General features: G+C 38.3%; 13 protein-coding genes and 1 pseudogene. 8 read left to right on the plus strand and 6 right to left on the minus strand.

The features are described from left to right. Window positions 1-5 precede the first annotated feature (5 nt). Window positions 6-1,316 carry an ATP-dependent protease ATPase subunit HslU gene (hslU, locus tag ACFIMM_RS08540; RefSeq protein ID WP_375611822.1) on the minus strand — a complete coding sequence of 437 codons (1,311 nt, stop codon included), beginning with the start codon at window positions 1,314-1,316 and terminating at the stop codon, window positions 6-8. Continuing rightward, a complete protein-coding gene (gene hslV / locus ACFIMM_RS08545) occupies window positions 1,317-1,898 on the minus strand; it encodes an ATP-dependent protease subunit HslV (RefSeq protein ID WP_012754621.1) in 582 nt (193 codons plus the stop codon). A 220-nt stretch (window positions 1,899-2,118) separates the two neighbouring features. Here hslV and ACFIMM_RS08550 point away from each other — a divergent pair, with 220 nt between their 5' ends. The 4 genes and pseudogenes from ACFIMM_RS08550 to ACFIMM_RS08565 all read left to right on the plus strand — a co-directional run bounded on the left by ACFIMM_RS08550 (window position 2,119) and on the right by ACFIMM_RS08565 (window position 6,635). Beyond that, window positions 2,119-3,108, plus strand: coding sequence for an asparaginase (locus ACFIMM_RS08550; RefSeq protein ID WP_375627650.1), 990 nt, complete (start codon window positions 2,119-2,121; stop codon window positions 3,106-3,108). Window positions 3,109-3,231: 123 nt separating this feature from the next. Next, window positions 3,232-4,230 carry a type I pantothenate kinase gene (gene coaA, locus ACFIMM_RS08555; RefSeq protein ID WP_375627680.1) on the plus strand — a complete coding sequence of 333 codons (999 nt, stop codon included), beginning with the start codon at window positions 3,232-3,234 and terminating at the stop codon, window positions 4,228-4,230. Window positions 4,231-4,243: 13 nt separating this feature from the next. After that, window positions 4,244-5,611: a M17 family metallopeptidase gene (locus ACFIMM_RS08560; RefSeq protein ID WP_375668330.1), complete on the plus strand. Its 1,368-nt coding sequence runs from the start codon at window positions 4,244-4,246 to the stop codon at window positions 5,609-5,611. Window positions 5,612-5,770: 159 nt separating this feature from the next. Beyond that, window positions 5,771-6,635 (plus strand): annotated as a pseudogene (locus ACFIMM_RS08565) (NlpC/P60 family protein). An 898-nt stretch (window positions 6,636-7,533) separates the two neighbouring features. Here ACFIMM_RS08565 and mutT read toward each other — a convergent pair. The 3 genes from mutT to ACFIMM_RS08580 all read right to left on the minus strand — a co-directional run bounded on the left by mutT (window position 7,534) and on the right by ACFIMM_RS08580 (window position 10,388). Next, the gene (gene mutT / locus ACFIMM_RS08570) at window positions 7,534-7,947 is read right to left on the minus strand and encodes an 8-oxo-dGTP diphosphatase MutT (RefSeq protein ID WP_375627652.1); all 414 of its coding nucleotides are present in this window, start codon (window positions 7,945-7,947) and stop codon (window positions 7,534-7,536) included. A gap of 125 nt (window positions 7,948-8,072) precedes the next feature. Then, entirely contained in the window at window positions 8,073-9,305 is a 1,233-nt protein-coding gene (gene argJ / locus ACFIMM_RS08575) for a bifunctional glutamate N-acetyltransferase/amino-acid acetyltransferase ArgJ (RefSeq protein ID WP_375638357.1), read from the minus strand. A 129-nt stretch (window positions 9,306-9,434) separates the two neighbouring features. Continuing rightward, the gene (locus ACFIMM_RS08580) at window positions 9,435-10,388 is read right to left on the minus strand and encodes a peptidylprolyl isomerase (RefSeq protein ID WP_375611828.1); all 954 of its coding nucleotides are present in this window, start codon (window positions 10,386-10,388) and stop codon (window positions 9,435-9,437) included. 435 nt (window positions 10,389-10,823) lie between these two features. On the opposite strand from ACFIMM_RS08580, the gene secA reads away from it, so the two are divergent. The 4 genes from secA (at window position 10,824) to prmC (ending at window position 16,135) form a co-directional block, all read left to right on the plus strand. Then, window positions 10,824-13,541 (plus strand): preprotein translocase subunit SecA, encoded by a 2,718-nt coding sequence (gene secA / locus ACFIMM_RS08585; RefSeq protein WP_375682820.1) that lies wholly within the window; start codon window positions 10,824-10,826, stop codon window positions 13,539-13,541. Next, window positions 13,480-14,007, plus strand: coding sequence for a Fur family transcriptional regulator (locus ACFIMM_RS08590; RefSeq protein ID WP_375692697.1), 528 nt, complete (start codon window positions 13,480-13,482; stop codon window positions 14,005-14,007). The genes secA and ACFIMM_RS08590 overlap by 62 nt, the downstream gene beginning before the upstream one ends. Window positions 14,008-14,195: 188 nt before the next feature. Beyond that, the gene (prfA, locus tag ACFIMM_RS08595; RefSeq protein ID WP_375682819.1) at window positions 14,196-15,272 is read left to right on the plus strand and encodes a peptide chain release factor 1; all 1,077 of its coding nucleotides are present in this window, start codon (window positions 14,196-14,198) and stop codon (window positions 15,270-15,272) included. Next, a complete protein-coding gene (gene prmC, locus ACFIMM_RS08600; RefSeq protein ID WP_375682818.1) occupies window positions 15,269-16,135 on the plus strand; it encodes a peptide chain release factor N(5)-glutamine methyltransferase in 867 nt (288 codons plus the stop codon). The genes prfA and prmC overlap by 4 nt, the downstream gene beginning before the upstream one ends. Here the strand turns inward: prmC and nrdF are convergent. Beyond that, on the minus strand, window positions 16,132-17,106 hold the full coding sequence (nrdF, locus tag ACFIMM_RS08605; RefSeq protein ID WP_273722534.1) for a class 1b ribonucleoside-diphosphate reductase subunit beta: 975 nt from the start codon (window positions 17,104-17,106) through the stop codon (window positions 16,132-16,134). The genes prmC and nrdF overlap by 4 nt on opposite strands. Window positions 17,107-17,113 lie beyond the last annotated feature (7 nt).

Here is a 17,113-nt window from a genome sequence, read left to right on the forward strand (position 1 = left end):
AACTTTCAAAGAATAAAACGTGAAAGATCGATATCAGCAGCAAGCTCGCCAATAGATTTTCTCACGTAAGCAGCATCAATTTTAAACGATGTTCCAGCTTTATCAGGTGCAGTGAAAGAAATCTCATCCAAAACGCGCTCCATCACTGTTTGCAAACGACGTGCCCCTATATTTTCAATCCTTGCATTTAAATCTACAGCAATATCTGCTAAAGCATCAATTGCATCATCGGTAATTTCCAAATGAACCTCTTCTGTTGCCATAAGAGCAATATATTGTTTAATCAAACTAGCTTCTGGTTCCGTTAGAATGCGCCGTAAATCTTCCCTTGTTAAAGGGTTCAGCTCCACACGGATGGGCAAACGTCCTTGAAGTTCCGGTAATAAATCAGATGGCTTGGAAACATGAAATGCACCTGAGGCAATAAAAAGAATATGATCTGTTTTGATTTGCCCATATTTTGTAGCAATTGTTGTTCCTTCAACCAAAGGCAAAAGATCCCGTTGAACGCCCTCACGCGAAACCGCAACACTTGCTCCACCATCCCTAGTTGCAATTTTATCAATTTCGTCGATAAAAACAATACCGTCATTTTCAGCAACACGAAGCGCCTCTTGAATAATTTGCTCCTGATCAAGGAGTTTTTCAGATTCATCATCAATGAGCGGTTTAAAAGAATCCTTTACTGTCGTCTTACGGACTTTTGTACGACTGCCCATTTTGCCCAAAATATCTGATAAATTCATAATACCCATTTGTGCCCCAGGCATACCAGGAATATCAAAGGTTGAAGCACTATTGCTATTATTATCGGCGACTTCAATTTCAATCTCTTTCTCATCCAATTCACCTTCACGCAATTTTTTACGAAAACTATCACGGGTAGCAGGACTTGCTGTTTTACCAACAAGGGCGTCTAAAACGCGCTCTTCAGCATTCACGTGAGCCTTTTCTTTTATTTCATCCCGTTTCTTTTCACGCACAAGAGAAATGGCAATTTCAACAAGATCTCGAATAATTTGCTCAACATCACGTCCCACATAACCAACTTCAGTAAATTTAGTCGCTTCTACTTTAACGAAGGGTGCTCCAGAAAGTTTTGCTAATCGACGTGCAATACCAGTTTTACCAACTCCTGTTGGCCCTATCATTAAAATATTTTTTGGCATAACTTCTTCACGCATCGGCTCATCAAGCTGTTGCCTACGCCACCGATTGCGCAATGCAATAGCTACAGAGCGTTTGGCATCATTTTGGCCAATAATAAAACGATCAAGTTCAGAAACAGTCTCACGAGGGGAAAATACAACACACATTTAAATAGCTTTCTCTAAAGAAGATAATTCTGCATCCAATGTTTCAATCGTAAAATGATCATTGGTGTAAACACAAATTTTAGCGGCAATAGCCATAGCTTTACGAGCAATAGTTTCTGCATCTAAATCCAAATCCATGAGTGCACGCGCTGCTGAAAGAGCAAAATTTCCTCCAGAGCCAATTGCCATAACCCCATCTTCTGGCTCTAAGACATCACCAAGCCCTGTTAGAGCCAAAGTTACTTTCTTATCAGCCACGAGCATCATTGCTTCGAGACGACGCAAATAGCGATCTGTTCTCCAATCTTTTGCAAGTTCCACACAAGCACGCATAAGCTGATCAGGATATTGTTCAAGCTTTGTTTCCAATCTCTCCAGTAATGTAAAAGCATCTGCCGTAGCACCTGCAAAACCAGCAATAACCACTCCGTTCTTTCCAAGACGACGCACTTTACGTGCATTGCCTTTCATAATTGTCTGTCCAAGAGAGACCTGACCATCACCGGCCATCACGACTTTTCCACCTTTTCGTACCGTAATAATTGTTGTACCATACATTATGTCTGGCTTATGTTCTGTCATAAGGAAACTCCTTAATATTAACTTTACTTTTTAATATTGATTTCTTTTCATACAATGTAAAACTCAATTACTATTGTCCTATTTAAGAACATATACAGCAAAACACAATGATTCAGCATAACTCAATTTGTTGAAAATGGAAAAATGATATCATTGTTGTCAATGTAAATTACTGCTAAATAGCTTTATATAAACAGTTTGTGCTTTTTAGAGGAAAATTATGAAAAAAATAGCCATAGGGACCTTAGGTGGAACAATTGCAATGACTGCTGATAGTTTTGGTCACATGCAACCGACTTTAACTTCAGATAACCTCATAAAAAGTGTTCCTGATTTAAATAACGTTGCTGATATTCATGCACAAACATTGATGCAAATACCAAGTGGATCTTTATCGTTTCAAATGCTTTTTGAAATAATTAAGTGGGCAAAACAACAAATAAACGCTGGTGCAGAAGGTATTGTTTTAACACAAGGGACTGATACTCTGGAAGAAACAGCTTTTTTTCTTTCTCTTTATTGGAAAGAAGCCGAACCACTCATCATAACCGGTGCTATGCGCATGCCTCATGAAGCAGGCGCCGATGGCCCCGCCAACATTTTAGCAGCCACTCGTGTCGCAGCAGCCACACAAAGTCGTAACAGGGGCGTTCTCGTTGTCATAAATGATGCAATTCATTCACCTTATTGGCTCTATAAAAGCCATACCGTCAAAGTCGAAACATTTCAATCAGGTCTTGCAGGTGTTTTAGGAACTATTTTAGAGGGAAAACTTATTTATTTCAATGATCGAAAATTTTTCCCAAAAACGTTTGATCTTCCCCAAAACCATGATCATCAAATTGCACTCCTCTATTCCTCTTTATCATCTGATGCAAAATTAATGAAACTATGCCTTGAAAGTGGGTATTATGCTGGAGTTGTTATTGCTGGTTTTGGTGCAGGACACTGTAGTTTTCAAGAAGCAGACCTTGTACAACAATATGCACAAAAAATACCAATCATTATTGCTAGTCGTTGTTGTAATGGCTCAACAACTCGTATAACTTATGGCTATAAAGGCTCCGAAATCGATATGATTGCTTCTGGTGCTCTCATGTCTGGTTATTTATCAGCCGTAAAAGCGCGTCTACTTTTATGGACTTTTTTGGCGCAAGGGCACTCATTAGCACAAATCCGTGCAAACTGGAATGACTGGACTATAAGTTAATGAAAAATGATCTACTATCTTAAAAGAAGAGAGCATGCAAAACAAAATTTACTTGAAAATGAAGCCGCTCATCTGTCTACTCTTAAATCAATTGCTGCTGCAAAAAATTCTCGACCAATACAAATGATTGATACGACTATACAAAAAATTAATCAGAAAGATAATCTGATCAAATCCGTTTCTGACCGATATTCACCCTATCGCGTTTTTACTGCACAAGAATGGTCAGAGTTTCGTGCAGACACACCTCTTACTTTGACTTTTGATGAAATTAAGCGTTTACGCTCTATTGATGATCCTATTGATCTTAAAGAAGTCCAACGCATTTATCTTTCTTTATCGCGTCTATTATCATGCCATGTTGAAGCAGTACAGGAACTTTTTCACAAACGTCAGCAGTTTCTCCATCAAGAAGAGAGTAGAAAAACGCCCTTTATTATTGGAATTGCTGGTTCTGTAGCTGTAGGAAAATCAACCACGGCTCGCATTCTTCAAGAACTGTTGAAAAGATGGACATCTAGCCTTAAAGTTGATCTAATCACAACGGATGGTTTTCTCTATCCTAACGCAATCTTACAGCAAAAAAATCGAATGAATCGCAAAGGATTTCCTGATTCCTATGACATTAAAAAGTTGCTGTGCTTTCTTTCGGCTATAAAAGCAGGTATCGGAAATGTCCGTGCCCCGCTTTACTCACATATGATCTATGATGTTCTAGAAAATCAGACTATTACCATTGATCGTCCTGATATTTTAATTGTTGAAGGTATTAATGTATTACAGGTCAGTGATCTTCCTAAAGATGGAAAAGCTATTCCTTTCGTATCAGATTTTTTTGATTTTTCAATCTATGTCGATGCTGAAACAGAAGTCATTCGTCACTGGTATTTGGAGCGCTTTAAACGTTTGCGTAAAACAGCTTTTCAAAATCCTGAATCCTATTTTCATCGTTATGCCCATCTCAATGAAAAAGAAGCTTCAAAAATCGCTGAGGATCTTTGGCAAACGATTAATTTAAAAAATTTACAGGAAAATATATTGCCAACACGACCACGGTCCAATCTCATTCTACGAAAGGGAAAAAATCATTTGGTCGAATATGTCGCACTTAGACGACTATAAGGATCTCATAACTATGCAGCACCACCACATTCATTTTACCTCAACACGTATCGATAACAGTTGCCCTATCATCTTGGTAAACCAAAGAACTCTTGCCAACTTATCACTTGATGCGTCAACAACAGCATGGATAAAAGTTAATGACTTTACTGGTAAAGCGGGACAAATACTCTTTATTCCTCACGAAACGGGGCATTTAAAAAAAGTTTTATTTGGAATTGGCAATGGTAACGATCCTTTTATCACAGGAGTTCTTGCTCAAAAACTTCCTGCTGGTCAATGGCATTTAGAAGGTACAACCTCTGATGAAATAAATACCTATCTTGGATTAGCATTCGGTAGCTATCAATTTAATCGCTATCGTCAAAATTCTTCTTTCAAATCATTATCTATCCATGTCAATGAGGCTATTGATCTTAATGAACTCCAACGAATTTATGAAGCTGTCTTTTTCGTCCGTGATCTCATTAATATTCCAGCCAATGATATGAACCCTGATACTCTCGAAAAAGAAGCTCGAAAACTAGGAAAAACCTATGGTGCTCATATCAAAAGTATTTGTGGAGACGATCTCTTAACCCATAACTTTCCGATGATTCATGCTGTAGGACGAGCAGGCAGCACTGCACCACGACTGATTGAGTTACTCTGGGGGCAAGAACATCATCCTAAAATAACGTTGGTGGGCAAAGGCGTAACTTTTGATACTGGAGGCCTCGATATTAAATCAGCCAATAACATGTTGCTTATGAAAAAAGACATGGGGGGTGGAGCAAACGTTTTGGGATTGGCTAAACTTATCATGGATGCAAAATTGCCTTTCCGTTTACGCGTTTTGATTCCAGCTGTAGAAAATGCAATTTCTGCGAATGCTTACCGACCAGGTGATATTCTTAAAAGTCGTAAAGGTTTAAGTGTTGAAGTAGGTAATACAGATGCTGAAGGGCGCCTTGTCCTTGCCGATGCACTCGCCTATGGTGATGAAGAAAGTCCACAATTCATGCTTTGTATGGCTACTTTAACAGGGGCAGCGCGTATAGCATTAGGACCAGATCTTCCCGCATTTTATTGTAATGATTCAATATGGGCACAACAAATTTCTGAATCTGCTCACGCTGTCTTTGATCCTCTTTGGCAAATGCCCCTTTGGAAACCTTACCAAGAGATGTTATCATCACCAATTGCCGATCTTAACAATGTAACTGGAAATAGCTTTGCTGGTTCTATAACGGCTGCTTTATTTCTTAATTCTTTTGTTGAAAAAGCTGAACATTTTGCGCATTTTGACCTTTATGGATGGGTTCCAAAAGAAAAACCAGGATACCCTATTGGTGGATCAGCACAAACTATTCGTGCCCTTTATAATATTTTTAAAAAATGAATTTTGACACAAATATCCACAAAAATGGACAATTTTGCAGCTTAAAGAATAATTGGTCTTACACTGTGTTCTTAGTTTTGTTTGAGGATAAAAACCTTACCAATACAGTTTTCATGAGTTTGTTTAAAGGTAAGGAGTAACAAAATGGAAAGCAAAAAGATGATCTCTAAAGACCCAAGACTTCATGCATTCAGAGATGATCTAGCAGATCAACGTCTTGAAACAGAAATTACAGCTCAACGCTTTGTTCAAGGTGAAAAAAGACGTGTTAATACAGCGGTCGCTGGACTTTTTAAAGAAAATAGTAAAAAAAGTGAAAGACAAACAGAATGCTTATTGGGAGAAGAACTTCTCATTTTTGAACAAGGGGAAACATTGTCGTGGGGACAATCACTCAAAGATGGTTATGTCGGTTATATTGATACAAAAGTTCTTTGTACATCAACCATAAAACAAACACATGTGGTTTCAGTACCACGCACATTTAAATATTTACACGCTGACTTACGTGGACCAATAGTATCCCCATTATCTATGGGAAGCAAAGTCAGTGTTGTTGATGAAATTGAAGTCCGTGACACAATGTATTCTATTCTTGAAAATGGAACAGCAATCATTACGAGCCATCTCAGCCCCATTGGACGCGTATATGAAGATTATGTCACAGTTGCAGAAACCTTTATCCGTACACCTTATCTTTGGGGTGGTGTCAGCGGTTTTGGAATTGATTGTTCGGGACTCATTCAGCTCTCTATGATGATGACCGATCAAATAGTCTTACGTGATACCGATATGCAGCAAGAAACTATAGGCAGTCTTCTTACAGATACTGATAAACTTCAACGAGGTGATTTAATTTTTTGGAAAGATCATGTTGCTATTATGGTCGATCACGCAAATATTATTCACGCAAATGGTTTTTCTATGGACGTTATGATTGAGCCATTGGAAAAAGCAATTACGCGTATCGCTAAAAAAAAATCAATATCCTATCGCAAAACGCCGTCCAATTCAAGAAACTTAATACATGCCTCCTATAAAAAATTAATTGAATGTTTTTATTATGCAATAGATTGATTTATAAGGATAATTATCCATCATTCACTCTGCATCAAGCATTCTAAATATCGTAAAATTCTCTTATTTCAAATCTGTTTTTATGTTGAATCAATCAAAATCGCTTGCTTGTTCATCACAAGCGAAATTGATGTATAAGTAAAAATGATTACGAAAAGAAAAATATCCCTTCTGAATGCTCTCAAATGCCAAGAGCTATCATAACTAACATTGGAACCAGCTTACTCCTTCACAAGCGTAAAGATAGTGGCGCTCAATAGATTTTATCTTATAAAGCTCTACCATTATACCATTCACGAGTGCCGGCACGAAATGGGCTTTGGAATATTGCGAGATGCCTCTTTTAAACAACCCCGCAAATATGCAACACAATGGCGTTCTATATTACGTAAGGGATATGCCCCTCTTAATCAAAAGCAACATTTTTTGAAATTTTTCCTATTATCGATATCTTATGAAAGAAATACTCCTAATATCTCTCGGTGCATCCAAGACAATCTCTCAATAATAATCGCGAAAAGTATAAATCCATTATCTACCACCATTTTTATGCTTATGAAGCGTGCAAAGGCATCATTATACACTTTGCCAATTCTCAATGTTGCGATAACCCTTGGCTATTGGAGAGTATTCTTTCAACACGTATTTTATTTCTTTCTTAAATAATTTTATCCACATGACCCGCCCCGCTTGGAACGTGCAAAAGAATGGTTTTGACTAATTTAACATAAAACAGATTTGAAATGAGAAAATTTTTATGACCCTGGACTTTCCCATTCAACATAAAAAATATAAATTATTATTTTAAATCAATATATTGAATTATATTTTCTTCTTATAACACATTAAAGAAGATGATTTTTCAATACCTGAACCAATGGTTTATCAGCATCAGGCATAGGGTATTTATCAAGATCATTAATAAAAACCCATTCTAAATTTTGGCCCTCTCGTCCTTGCGCAACGCCCTCATAATGGTCACAAAGATACAATGGCATTAAGAGATGAAATGTTTTATAGCTATGACTTGCAAATGTTAAAGGGTGTAAATTATTTGGTTGAACATAAATACCAAGCTCTTCCTCTAATTCACGAATCAATGATGCTTCCGGAGTTTCACCTTGCTCAACCTTGCCACCAGGGAACTCCCATAAACCAGCCAATGATTTTCCTTCAGGACGCTGTGTAAGCAAAACACGATTATTCTGATCTAACAGTGCACATGCAACAACAAGAAGAATGGAACTTTTCATACACATATCACTCCCCAATAGGGAACATAAAGATAACTGACTTTTCTATCATATCCCCTCTGCTCCTAAAAGAGCTCACATACCCCATTTGCTCTGAAAAATAATAAACTGTTAAATATAAAGTGCATCCATTAACTTCTGTAATCGCTATTGATCATAACGTACTCTTTTGTTAAATCGCAAGACCAAACCGTCGCCGTACTCTTACCCAAACCGATATCAACACGAATCGTGATGTGCTTACCTTGCATATAAGTACCTATTGTCTCTTCACAATACTCAGGATCTCGTACGCCATTCACGGCCACACGATGCTCACCAAACCAAATCGTCAATAGATCACGATCGACTTCAACACCGGCCTTCCCAACTGCCATAACGACCCGCCCCCAATTCGCATCTTCACCGGCAATAGCCGTTTTTACGAGCGGTGAATTTGCAATTGATAAAGCAATAGTTTTAGCTGCATTATTTGTTGTAGCACCCACCACATTAACCTCAATTAAATGACGAGCACCTTCACCATCACAAACAACTTGTAGTGCAAGTTCATGCAGAAGTGCACTCAATTGTTTCACAAAAACCCCATAACGCGGATCAGATTTACTTGTAAGACATGGAACATGTTCTTTTCCTGTCGCAAACAACATAAGCGTATCTGAAGTTGAGGTATCGCTATCAACAGTAATTGAATTGAAAGAACCCTCAACTGCCTCTGATAACATGGATTGGAGTGCATCCGAAGAAATGGTAGCATCACTAACCACAAATGACAGCATTGTCGCCATATCGGGTGCAATCATACCAGCACCTTTTGCAATTCCATTAATGGTAACACGCTCTCCCCCACAGTCAAAAGTGCGGGTCGCAAGTTTTGGAAATGTGTCCGTTGTCATTATGGCTTTTGCAGCTTCCAACCAATTTCCCTCTTCTGCTGTCTCTGTCATACTTGGTAAAAGATTGACAATACCCGATGCATCCATTGGCTCACCAATAACACCCGTAGAAGCTATAAAAATTTCATCTTCTCTAACCTTTAAAGCGTTCGCTGCTGCACAAATAATTGCATCGGTTGTGTGCTTTCCTTTGCTTCCTGTAAAAGCATTTGCATTTCCAGAATTCACAACAACACCCCTCGCAACCCCATGAGGAAGCGATGCACGACAATGCTCTACAGGGGAAGATGGACATTTTGAACGGGTAAAAACACCGGCCACACTCACTGGCTTATCGAATATGATGAAAAGAAGATCTGTACGATCTTTATATTTAATCCCAGCTTCAGCTGTTGCTATCCGTACACCAGATAATGGAGAAAGCTCTTGGATCTTTTGAGGCGACAAAGGAGAGATTTTCAAAACCACAATATGCTTTCTATAAAAAAATGAAATGATTGCAGATCAATAACCTCTCATAGAAAACTGCTAGGCTTTTTGAACAAAACTAACCTAGCAAATTATCTATTAAAGAGGCTATCTACTTATTTTTACTAGCTATTCCGTATCTTCTTCATCAGATGTCTCATCGGGAAGTAGCGTCCCATTTTGATGAAGCGATTCCATGATTTTTGTAACATTAGGATCAGGGTATTTCACATCTATCTTGCTACGCAAATCAACAATCAGTTCTTGATAGCGCTTTTTTATCAGCTGTGTCCGCAACATCTCTTTAACATCATCAAATGCAGGCGGTTGTTTTACACGACGATCTTCTAATTTAATAATATGCCAACCAAAAGGACTTTCAACGGGTTGTTTTGTGTATTCGCCAACTTTCAAACCAAATGCGGCATCTTCAAAAGGCTTGACCATTTGACCATGGCTAAAATAACCAAGATCACCCCCAACGGCAGCAGAACCATCTGTTGAACTTTTCTTTGCAATCTCTTCAAAATTTTCGCCTTTATTTAAATGCTTAATGATAGCTTCTGCTTCTTTTCTCGTTTTGACCAAAATATGACGCGCTTTAACCTCATCCTCTTTAGGTAAAGCAGCAACTTCTTGCTTATAAAGAGCTTCCAAATCAGTATCCGATATTTTATCAACAATCGCCTGTTTAAAATAAAGCTGTTGAAGAACATTGTCACGCATGACTGCCATACGTTTATCGTAAGCTTCTGTCTTATCAAGACCTTTGCTTCTTGCTGCTTTTGCGAGGGCCTGCATATCTAAATAAGCTTTTAGAACCATCATACGGCGTTGTTCATCAGGAAAACGTGCTAAATTAGGATTTATTTCAAGCGCTAAATCATCCAATTGGCCTGCTGTAATATTTTTCCCATCAATAACCGCCATAACATGAGAAGGAGAAACGGCTTTTTCAGAAGCTTTCTCTAAAGTCTTTAAATCACTCGACGATGAATTCAAACCTTCTTGAGCACTCACCCCTAAACTTGTACTTGCCAATAAAGTTGATGCTAAAAAAAGCGTGATAAAGTTAAATTTCATAAATATACTCCTTAAAAATGAAGGCAGGTTCAAGATTCCAATTTTCTTTACCATAACACTTTAATCTTTAAACATAGAGAAATAAATTAGTAATTTTATTTAAAAAAAGTATAAAATTATCCTTTTATCTCAGTTTCTCCAATCCTATCTAATGCAGATGAAAAACATGATAATAGAGGAAAATGACATATTGTATCTTAAATTACTTTGTATTGTATCAGTTAAATAGCATACTTAAAGTTGACATAAAGCGCTTAGCCTCTTATCTCTACTTTATAATTAGAGTGAAAAATTGCACACCAGCAAGTATAATGGTACCATCTGCATTTCATGATGTCACTAATGATATCAGATAATTTGAAGAAAATGTAGAGTATGGGGAGAGCGTATGAATTACCCAACAAGAGTGACAACAATTAAAAGAAAGGGCCAGAGATGGTCAGTTTAGGTGTTTTTGCCCGTAAGTTTTTTGGTTCAGCTCATGAGCGACATCTCAAAGCACTCCGCCAAAAAGTTGCACAAATTAATGCTTTGGAAGAACAATTCGTAAAATTAAGTGATGAGCAACTTTGCCAAAAAACAGATGCCTTTCGTAAACGTCTTAGTGAAGGTGAGGGTGTTGATTTGCTCTTACCGGAAGCTTTCGCGACTGTTCGTGAAGCCGCAAAACGTGTTTATGACATGCGTCCTTTTGACGTACAACTTATTGGTGGAATGGTCCTTCACGACTGCGGCATAGCTGAAATGCGTACTGGTGAAGGTAAAACATTAATGGCAACTCTACCAATTTATCTCAATGCATTGGAAGGTAAAGGCGTTCATGTTGTGACAGTAAACGATTATCTCGCCAGTCGTGATGCTGAAACAATGGGGAAAATTTTTAGTTTTCTAGGGCTTACAACAGGCGTGATTCTTCATGATCTTGATAGTGATGCCCGCCGAGAAGCCTATGCATGCGACATCACCTATGCCACAAATAATGAACTAGGTTTTGATTATTTGCGTGATAATATGGCCTTCGATCATAGTCAAATGGTCCAACGTGGACATCATTACGCAATTGTTGATGAAGTTGATTCGATTCTTATTGATGAAGCCCGTACCCCCCTTATTATTTCTGGTCCTCTAGAAGATCGCACTGACTTCTATAACCTTATTGATACATTTATTCCTGCCTTAACTCCAGAAGACTATGAAATAGACGAAAAACAAAAAACAACGACCTTTACCGAAGTTGGTACTGAAAAAATTGAAAAAATGCTCGAACAAGCTGGGCATCTTAAAGGTGAGAGTCTTTATGACATAGAAAATGTCGCTATCGTTCATCATGTCAATAATGCTCTAAAAGCTCATAAACTGTTTGCTCGCGATAAAGATTATATTGTTCGCAATGATGAAATCGTTATTATTGACGAATTTACAGGGCGAATGATGCCTGGGCGGCGTTATTCTGAAGGACTTCATCAAGCGTTAGAAGCTAAAGAGCATGTTGCTATTCAACCAGAAAACCAGACACTTGCTTCCATCACTTTCCAAAATTACTTCCGTATGTATAGAAAATTATCTGGCATGACTGGAACTGCAACAACAGAAGCCGAAGAATTCAGAAATATTTATGGTCTTGACGTTGTCGAAGTCCCTACAAATTTGCCAATACAACGTATTGATGAAGATGATGAGATTTATCGAACAGCAGAAGAGAAATATCGGGCAATTGTGCATGATATCCGTCAAGCTCACGAAAAAGAACAGCCTATTCTTGTTGGAACAACCTCTATTGAAAAGTCAGAACAATTGGCAGAGCGTTTGCGAAAAGAAGGCATTACCGATTTTAGAGTCTTAAATGCTCGCTATCACGAACAAGAAGCATATATCATTGCGCAAGCAGGAGTTCCTAGAGCTCTCACCATTGCAACCAACATGGCAGGACGCGGTACGGATATACAGCTTGGTGGTAATGTTGAAATGCGCATCCGACAAGAGTTACAGGATATCCCGGAAGGTCCAGAGCGGACAGCTAAAATTGAAGAAATAAAAAAAGATGTTCAGAAGCTTAAAGAAAAAGCTTTAGCGGCTGGAGGGCTTTACGTTATCGCTACTGAACGTCATGAAAGCCGTCGTATTGATAACCAGCTTCGTGGACGTTCTGGTCGCCAAGGCGATCCTGGTCGCTCAAAATTCTTTCTCTCTCTTCAAGATGATCTTATGCGTATCTTTGGCTCTAACCGTATGGATGGTATGCTGCAAAAACTTGGATTGAAAGAAAATGAAGCTATTATCCATCCATGGATTAATAAAGCCCTTGAAAAAGCACAAAAAAAGGTCGAAGCACGAAACTTTGAAATTCGTAAAAATCTGCTAAAATATGATGATGTCATGAATGATCAACGCAAGGTTATTTTTGAACAGCGTATGGAGGTCATGAACGCAGATGATTTATCAGAAATGATCCTTGAAATGCGTAATGAAGTCGTAGAGGATCTCGTAGAGGCTTATATTCCATCAGGGACATATTCTGAAAAATGGGATGCAAAAACTCTTGAAGAAGAGCTTCAACAACTCTTTAATCTTGAGCTTCCAGTGGAAAAATGGGCAAACGAAGATGGAATTGCCGAGGAGCAAATTCTAGAGCGTGTATCAGATGCTGTTACAAAACTTGAAAATGAGCGTACTGAACGATATTCTCCAGAAGTTATGGCTTATTTTCACAAAGCAGTATTGCTCGAAACTATTGATACGTTATGGCGTGAACATCTGGTGAGTTTAGACCATTTGCGTTCTGTTGTTGGTTTTCGTGGTTATGCGCAGCGGGATCCGCTCAATGAATATAAGACAGAATCATTTGAACTCTTTCAAAGTATGTTGAAAAATTTGCGCCGAATTGTCACTTCTAAGCTTATGCGCTTTGAAATCATTCAACACCCCACAGAACCGGCCATGCCTGAGCAAACTGATGCTGCTTCTTCTGTCTTTAATGATCAAAGTCAAGAAAATGCTCCCACCTTATGGGCACGATCACAAGAAAATAGATTTGTTAATCCACAAGATCGTGACCCTAACGATATAACCACATGGGGAAAAGTTGGACGTAATGAGCGTTGTCCTTGCGGTTCAGAGAAAAAATACAAACACTGTCATGGAGCCTTTGTTTGAAAAGCAAACTATGCAAATGAATAAAAAGCGAAATTATGAGCAAGAATTGCGCACAGCTGGTTTAAGAGTAACACGTCAACGACGAGTTATTCTTGATATTTTGACTGATACAAATGATCATCCTAATGCATTTGAAATTTTTCAGCGTGCAAACAAAATAGATTCGAATATTTCACTCTCAACTGTTTATCGAACCATGAAAATATTAGAAGGAAATGGAACAATTCATCGCCATAGCTTTAGTGGTGGTCCATCTCGTTTTGAGCAAGCAGATGGGCAACATCATGATCATCTCATTGATATAGAAACAGGACAAGTTATCGAGTTTCATTCTGATGTTATTGAAAAGCTGCAAGAGGAAATTGCAAAATCTCTTGGCTATGATATTATTCATCACCGCCTTGAACTTTACGGAAAAAAACACTCTTACAAAAGTAATCATATATCATTAGATAAAATACCTTAGGCAAATCAAATTTTATAAAAGTTTACCTTTAAAATATAATAGTTTTCATTGGCAAAAAAAAAAAGAATTGCTTTATTACCCCTCTTTGTATGATGCTATACAGTAATTCATTGCCAATATTATAACAAAAAATCATTGCAACAAAATATTATAAAAATTGTATTATGAAAAATTAGGCCAATATTATCATGGTTTCTTTGCCACAAGATCGTATGAGACAGCTTGAAAAGCGCTTTGAAATAATTGAAAGCCAAATGACGACGAATCCAAATGCTGAAACATATGTCAAATTAGCTTCTGAATATGCAGAACTACAACCCGTTATTGCCTCTATACGCGCATTAAATGCTCTTTACGAAGAGATTACAGAATTAGAAACGATTATCAACGATAAACAAACAGATATAGAGATGCGTAATCTTGCCCAGGAAGAGCTACCATCGTTATATAAAAAAGTAGAGCAATTTGAAAAAGAACTCCAGATTCTGCTTTTGCCTAAAGATGTTGCTGATGAAAAAAACGCTATTGTTGAAATTCGAGCAGGAACGGGTGGCTCAGAAGCAGCACTTTTTTCCGGTGATCTTTTCCGCATGTATGAACGTTATGCCCATGCTCACAATTGGAAAGTAGAAGTTATTTCACTCAGTGAGGGGGAAGTTGGCGGATATAAAGAGATTATTGCTACCATTTCAGGAAAAGGTGTCTTTTCTAAATTGAAATATGAATCAGGGGTTCATCGTGTGCAACGCATCCCTGAAACAGAGACAGGTGGACGTATCCATACATCTGCTGCTACCGTTGCTGTGCTTCCAGAAGCTGAAGATATTGATATTGATATTCGTCCTGAAGATATTCGTATCGACACAATGCGTGCATCTGGAGCAGGAGGACAGCATGTTAATACAACGGATTCAGCTGTTCGTATCACGCATATTCCAACAGGAATTATGGTCGTACAAGCAGAAAAATCACAACATCAAAACCGAGCACGAGCCCTTCAAATTTTACGGGCACGCTTATTCGATATCGAACGACAAAAAGCGGAAAGTGAACGTTCAGCTTCTCGTAAAAGCCAAGTTGGTTCTGGTGATCGCTCAGAACGTATTCGTACCTATAATTTTCCACAAGGACGCGTCACGGATCACCGTATTAATCTAACCTTGTATAAGCTTGATCGCATTCTAGAGGGAGATCTTGATGAGCTTATTCATGCACTCATCTCAGATCACCAAACAGCACTCCTGATGGAAATGGACAATAATTGAACAAATATTCTTTCAAAAATGTCATCCAACAAACTCAAGAAAAATTGCGCACGAAAGGAATTGCTGAAGCCAATCTCGATGCGAAAATACTCATTGAATGGATAACAGGAATAAATGCTGCTGAAAGAATTTCTCAACCAGATATACCTCTATCTTCTGAGCACATTACACAAATAGAACAGGCTGTCCAACGGCGGATTGCAGGCGAACCCGTCTACCGTATTATAGGAGAACGAGAATTTTATGGCATATCCTTCGCTTTGTCTCAAGAGACGTTAGAACCTCGCCCTGATACAGAAACGCTGATAGATCTTGTTCTCCCTTTTCTCCAAAAACAGATCAAAAACTCGAGAAAAATAACACTCCTTGATATGGGGACAGGAAGTGGCGCCATTGCCATTGCCATTCTTAAACAAATTCCACAATCCTATGCAGTCGCTGTCGATATTTCTGAAGATGCCCTTAAAACAGCGACAAAAAATGCAAAAAATGCTGAAGTAATACATCGCTTCACACCTCTTCTTAGCGATTGGTTTGATTCTGTCACTGGTCACTTTGATTTTATTGTTTCCAATCCTCCTTATATTCCCGCAAAAGATATCAAAAAACTTGCAAAAGAAGTGCGCTTACATGATCCATTGCGCGCTCTTGTCGGTGGAAAAGATGGTCTTGATTTTTATCGAAAGCTCGCCCATGAAGCAGCCAACTACTTAAAAGAAAACGGCACTATCGCTGTTGAAATTGGTTACTCTCAAGAAAAAGAAGTATGCAATTTGTTTGAAACAAATGGCTTTCAATGTTTAGAAATGCGCAAAGACCTCAGTGGAATACCCCGCGCACTTCTATTTGCATGCAAACATTAAAATTCCCAATCATCATCCGTAGTAGCAACCGCCTTGCCAATGACATAAGAAGAACCTGCCCCTGAAAAAAAGTCATGATTTTCGTCAGAGTTTGGTGATAAAGCTGCCAAAATAGCGGGATTAACACGACAAACCTCAGGGGGGAAAAGAGCTTCAAAACCTAAATTCATTAAAGCCTTGTTAGCGTTATAATGAAGAAAAATTTTAACATCTTCTGTCAATCCAAGCGCATCATAAAGATCTTCAGTATATTTGCACTCGATGTTATAAAGATCAAAGAGCAGGTTAAAAGCAAAATCTTTAATTTCTTGTCTTTTGGCTTCATCAAGCTTTGCAAAGCCCAATTGGAATTTATAACCTATATAATAACCATGGACTGCTTCATCACGAATGATTAGTCGAATGAGGTCTGCTGTATTGGTCAACTTAGCGCGACTGGCCCAATACATGGGCAAATAAAAACCAGAATAAAATAAAAAGCTTTCCAGCAAAGTCGAAGCAATTTTTTTCTTAAGTGGATCATTTGCTTCATAACGCTCAAGTACTAATCTAGCCTTTTTCTGCAAATGAATATTTTCTTCTGACCATCTAAACGCATCATCAACTTCTACCGTCGAACAAAGGGTTGAAAAAATAGAGGAATAAGAACGTGCATGAACCGCTTCCATGAAGGCAATATTCGTCAAAACTGCCTCCTCATGCTCTGTTATCGCATCAGCCAGAAGCGAAATGGCTCCTACAGTGTTTTGAATTGTATCAAGAAGCGTTAGTCCTGTAAAAACACGAATCGTTAGCTTGCGTTCTTCATCCGTTAAGCTTGACCATGAGGGAATGTCATTGGAAAGTGGAACCTTCTCAGGTAACCAAAAATTCCCAGTTAAGCGGTTCCATACTTCAAGATCTTTCTCATCATGTAATCTATTCCAATTAACAGCGCACACAACAGGATTTTTGGTTGTAATCTTTGTCATATGATGA

Source organism: Bartonella sp. AP258QHHD, assembly GCF_042196145.1.
In the GTDB taxonomy this organism is placed as follows: Bacteria; Pseudomonadota; Alphaproteobacteria; order Rhizobiales; family Rhizobiaceae; genus Bartonella.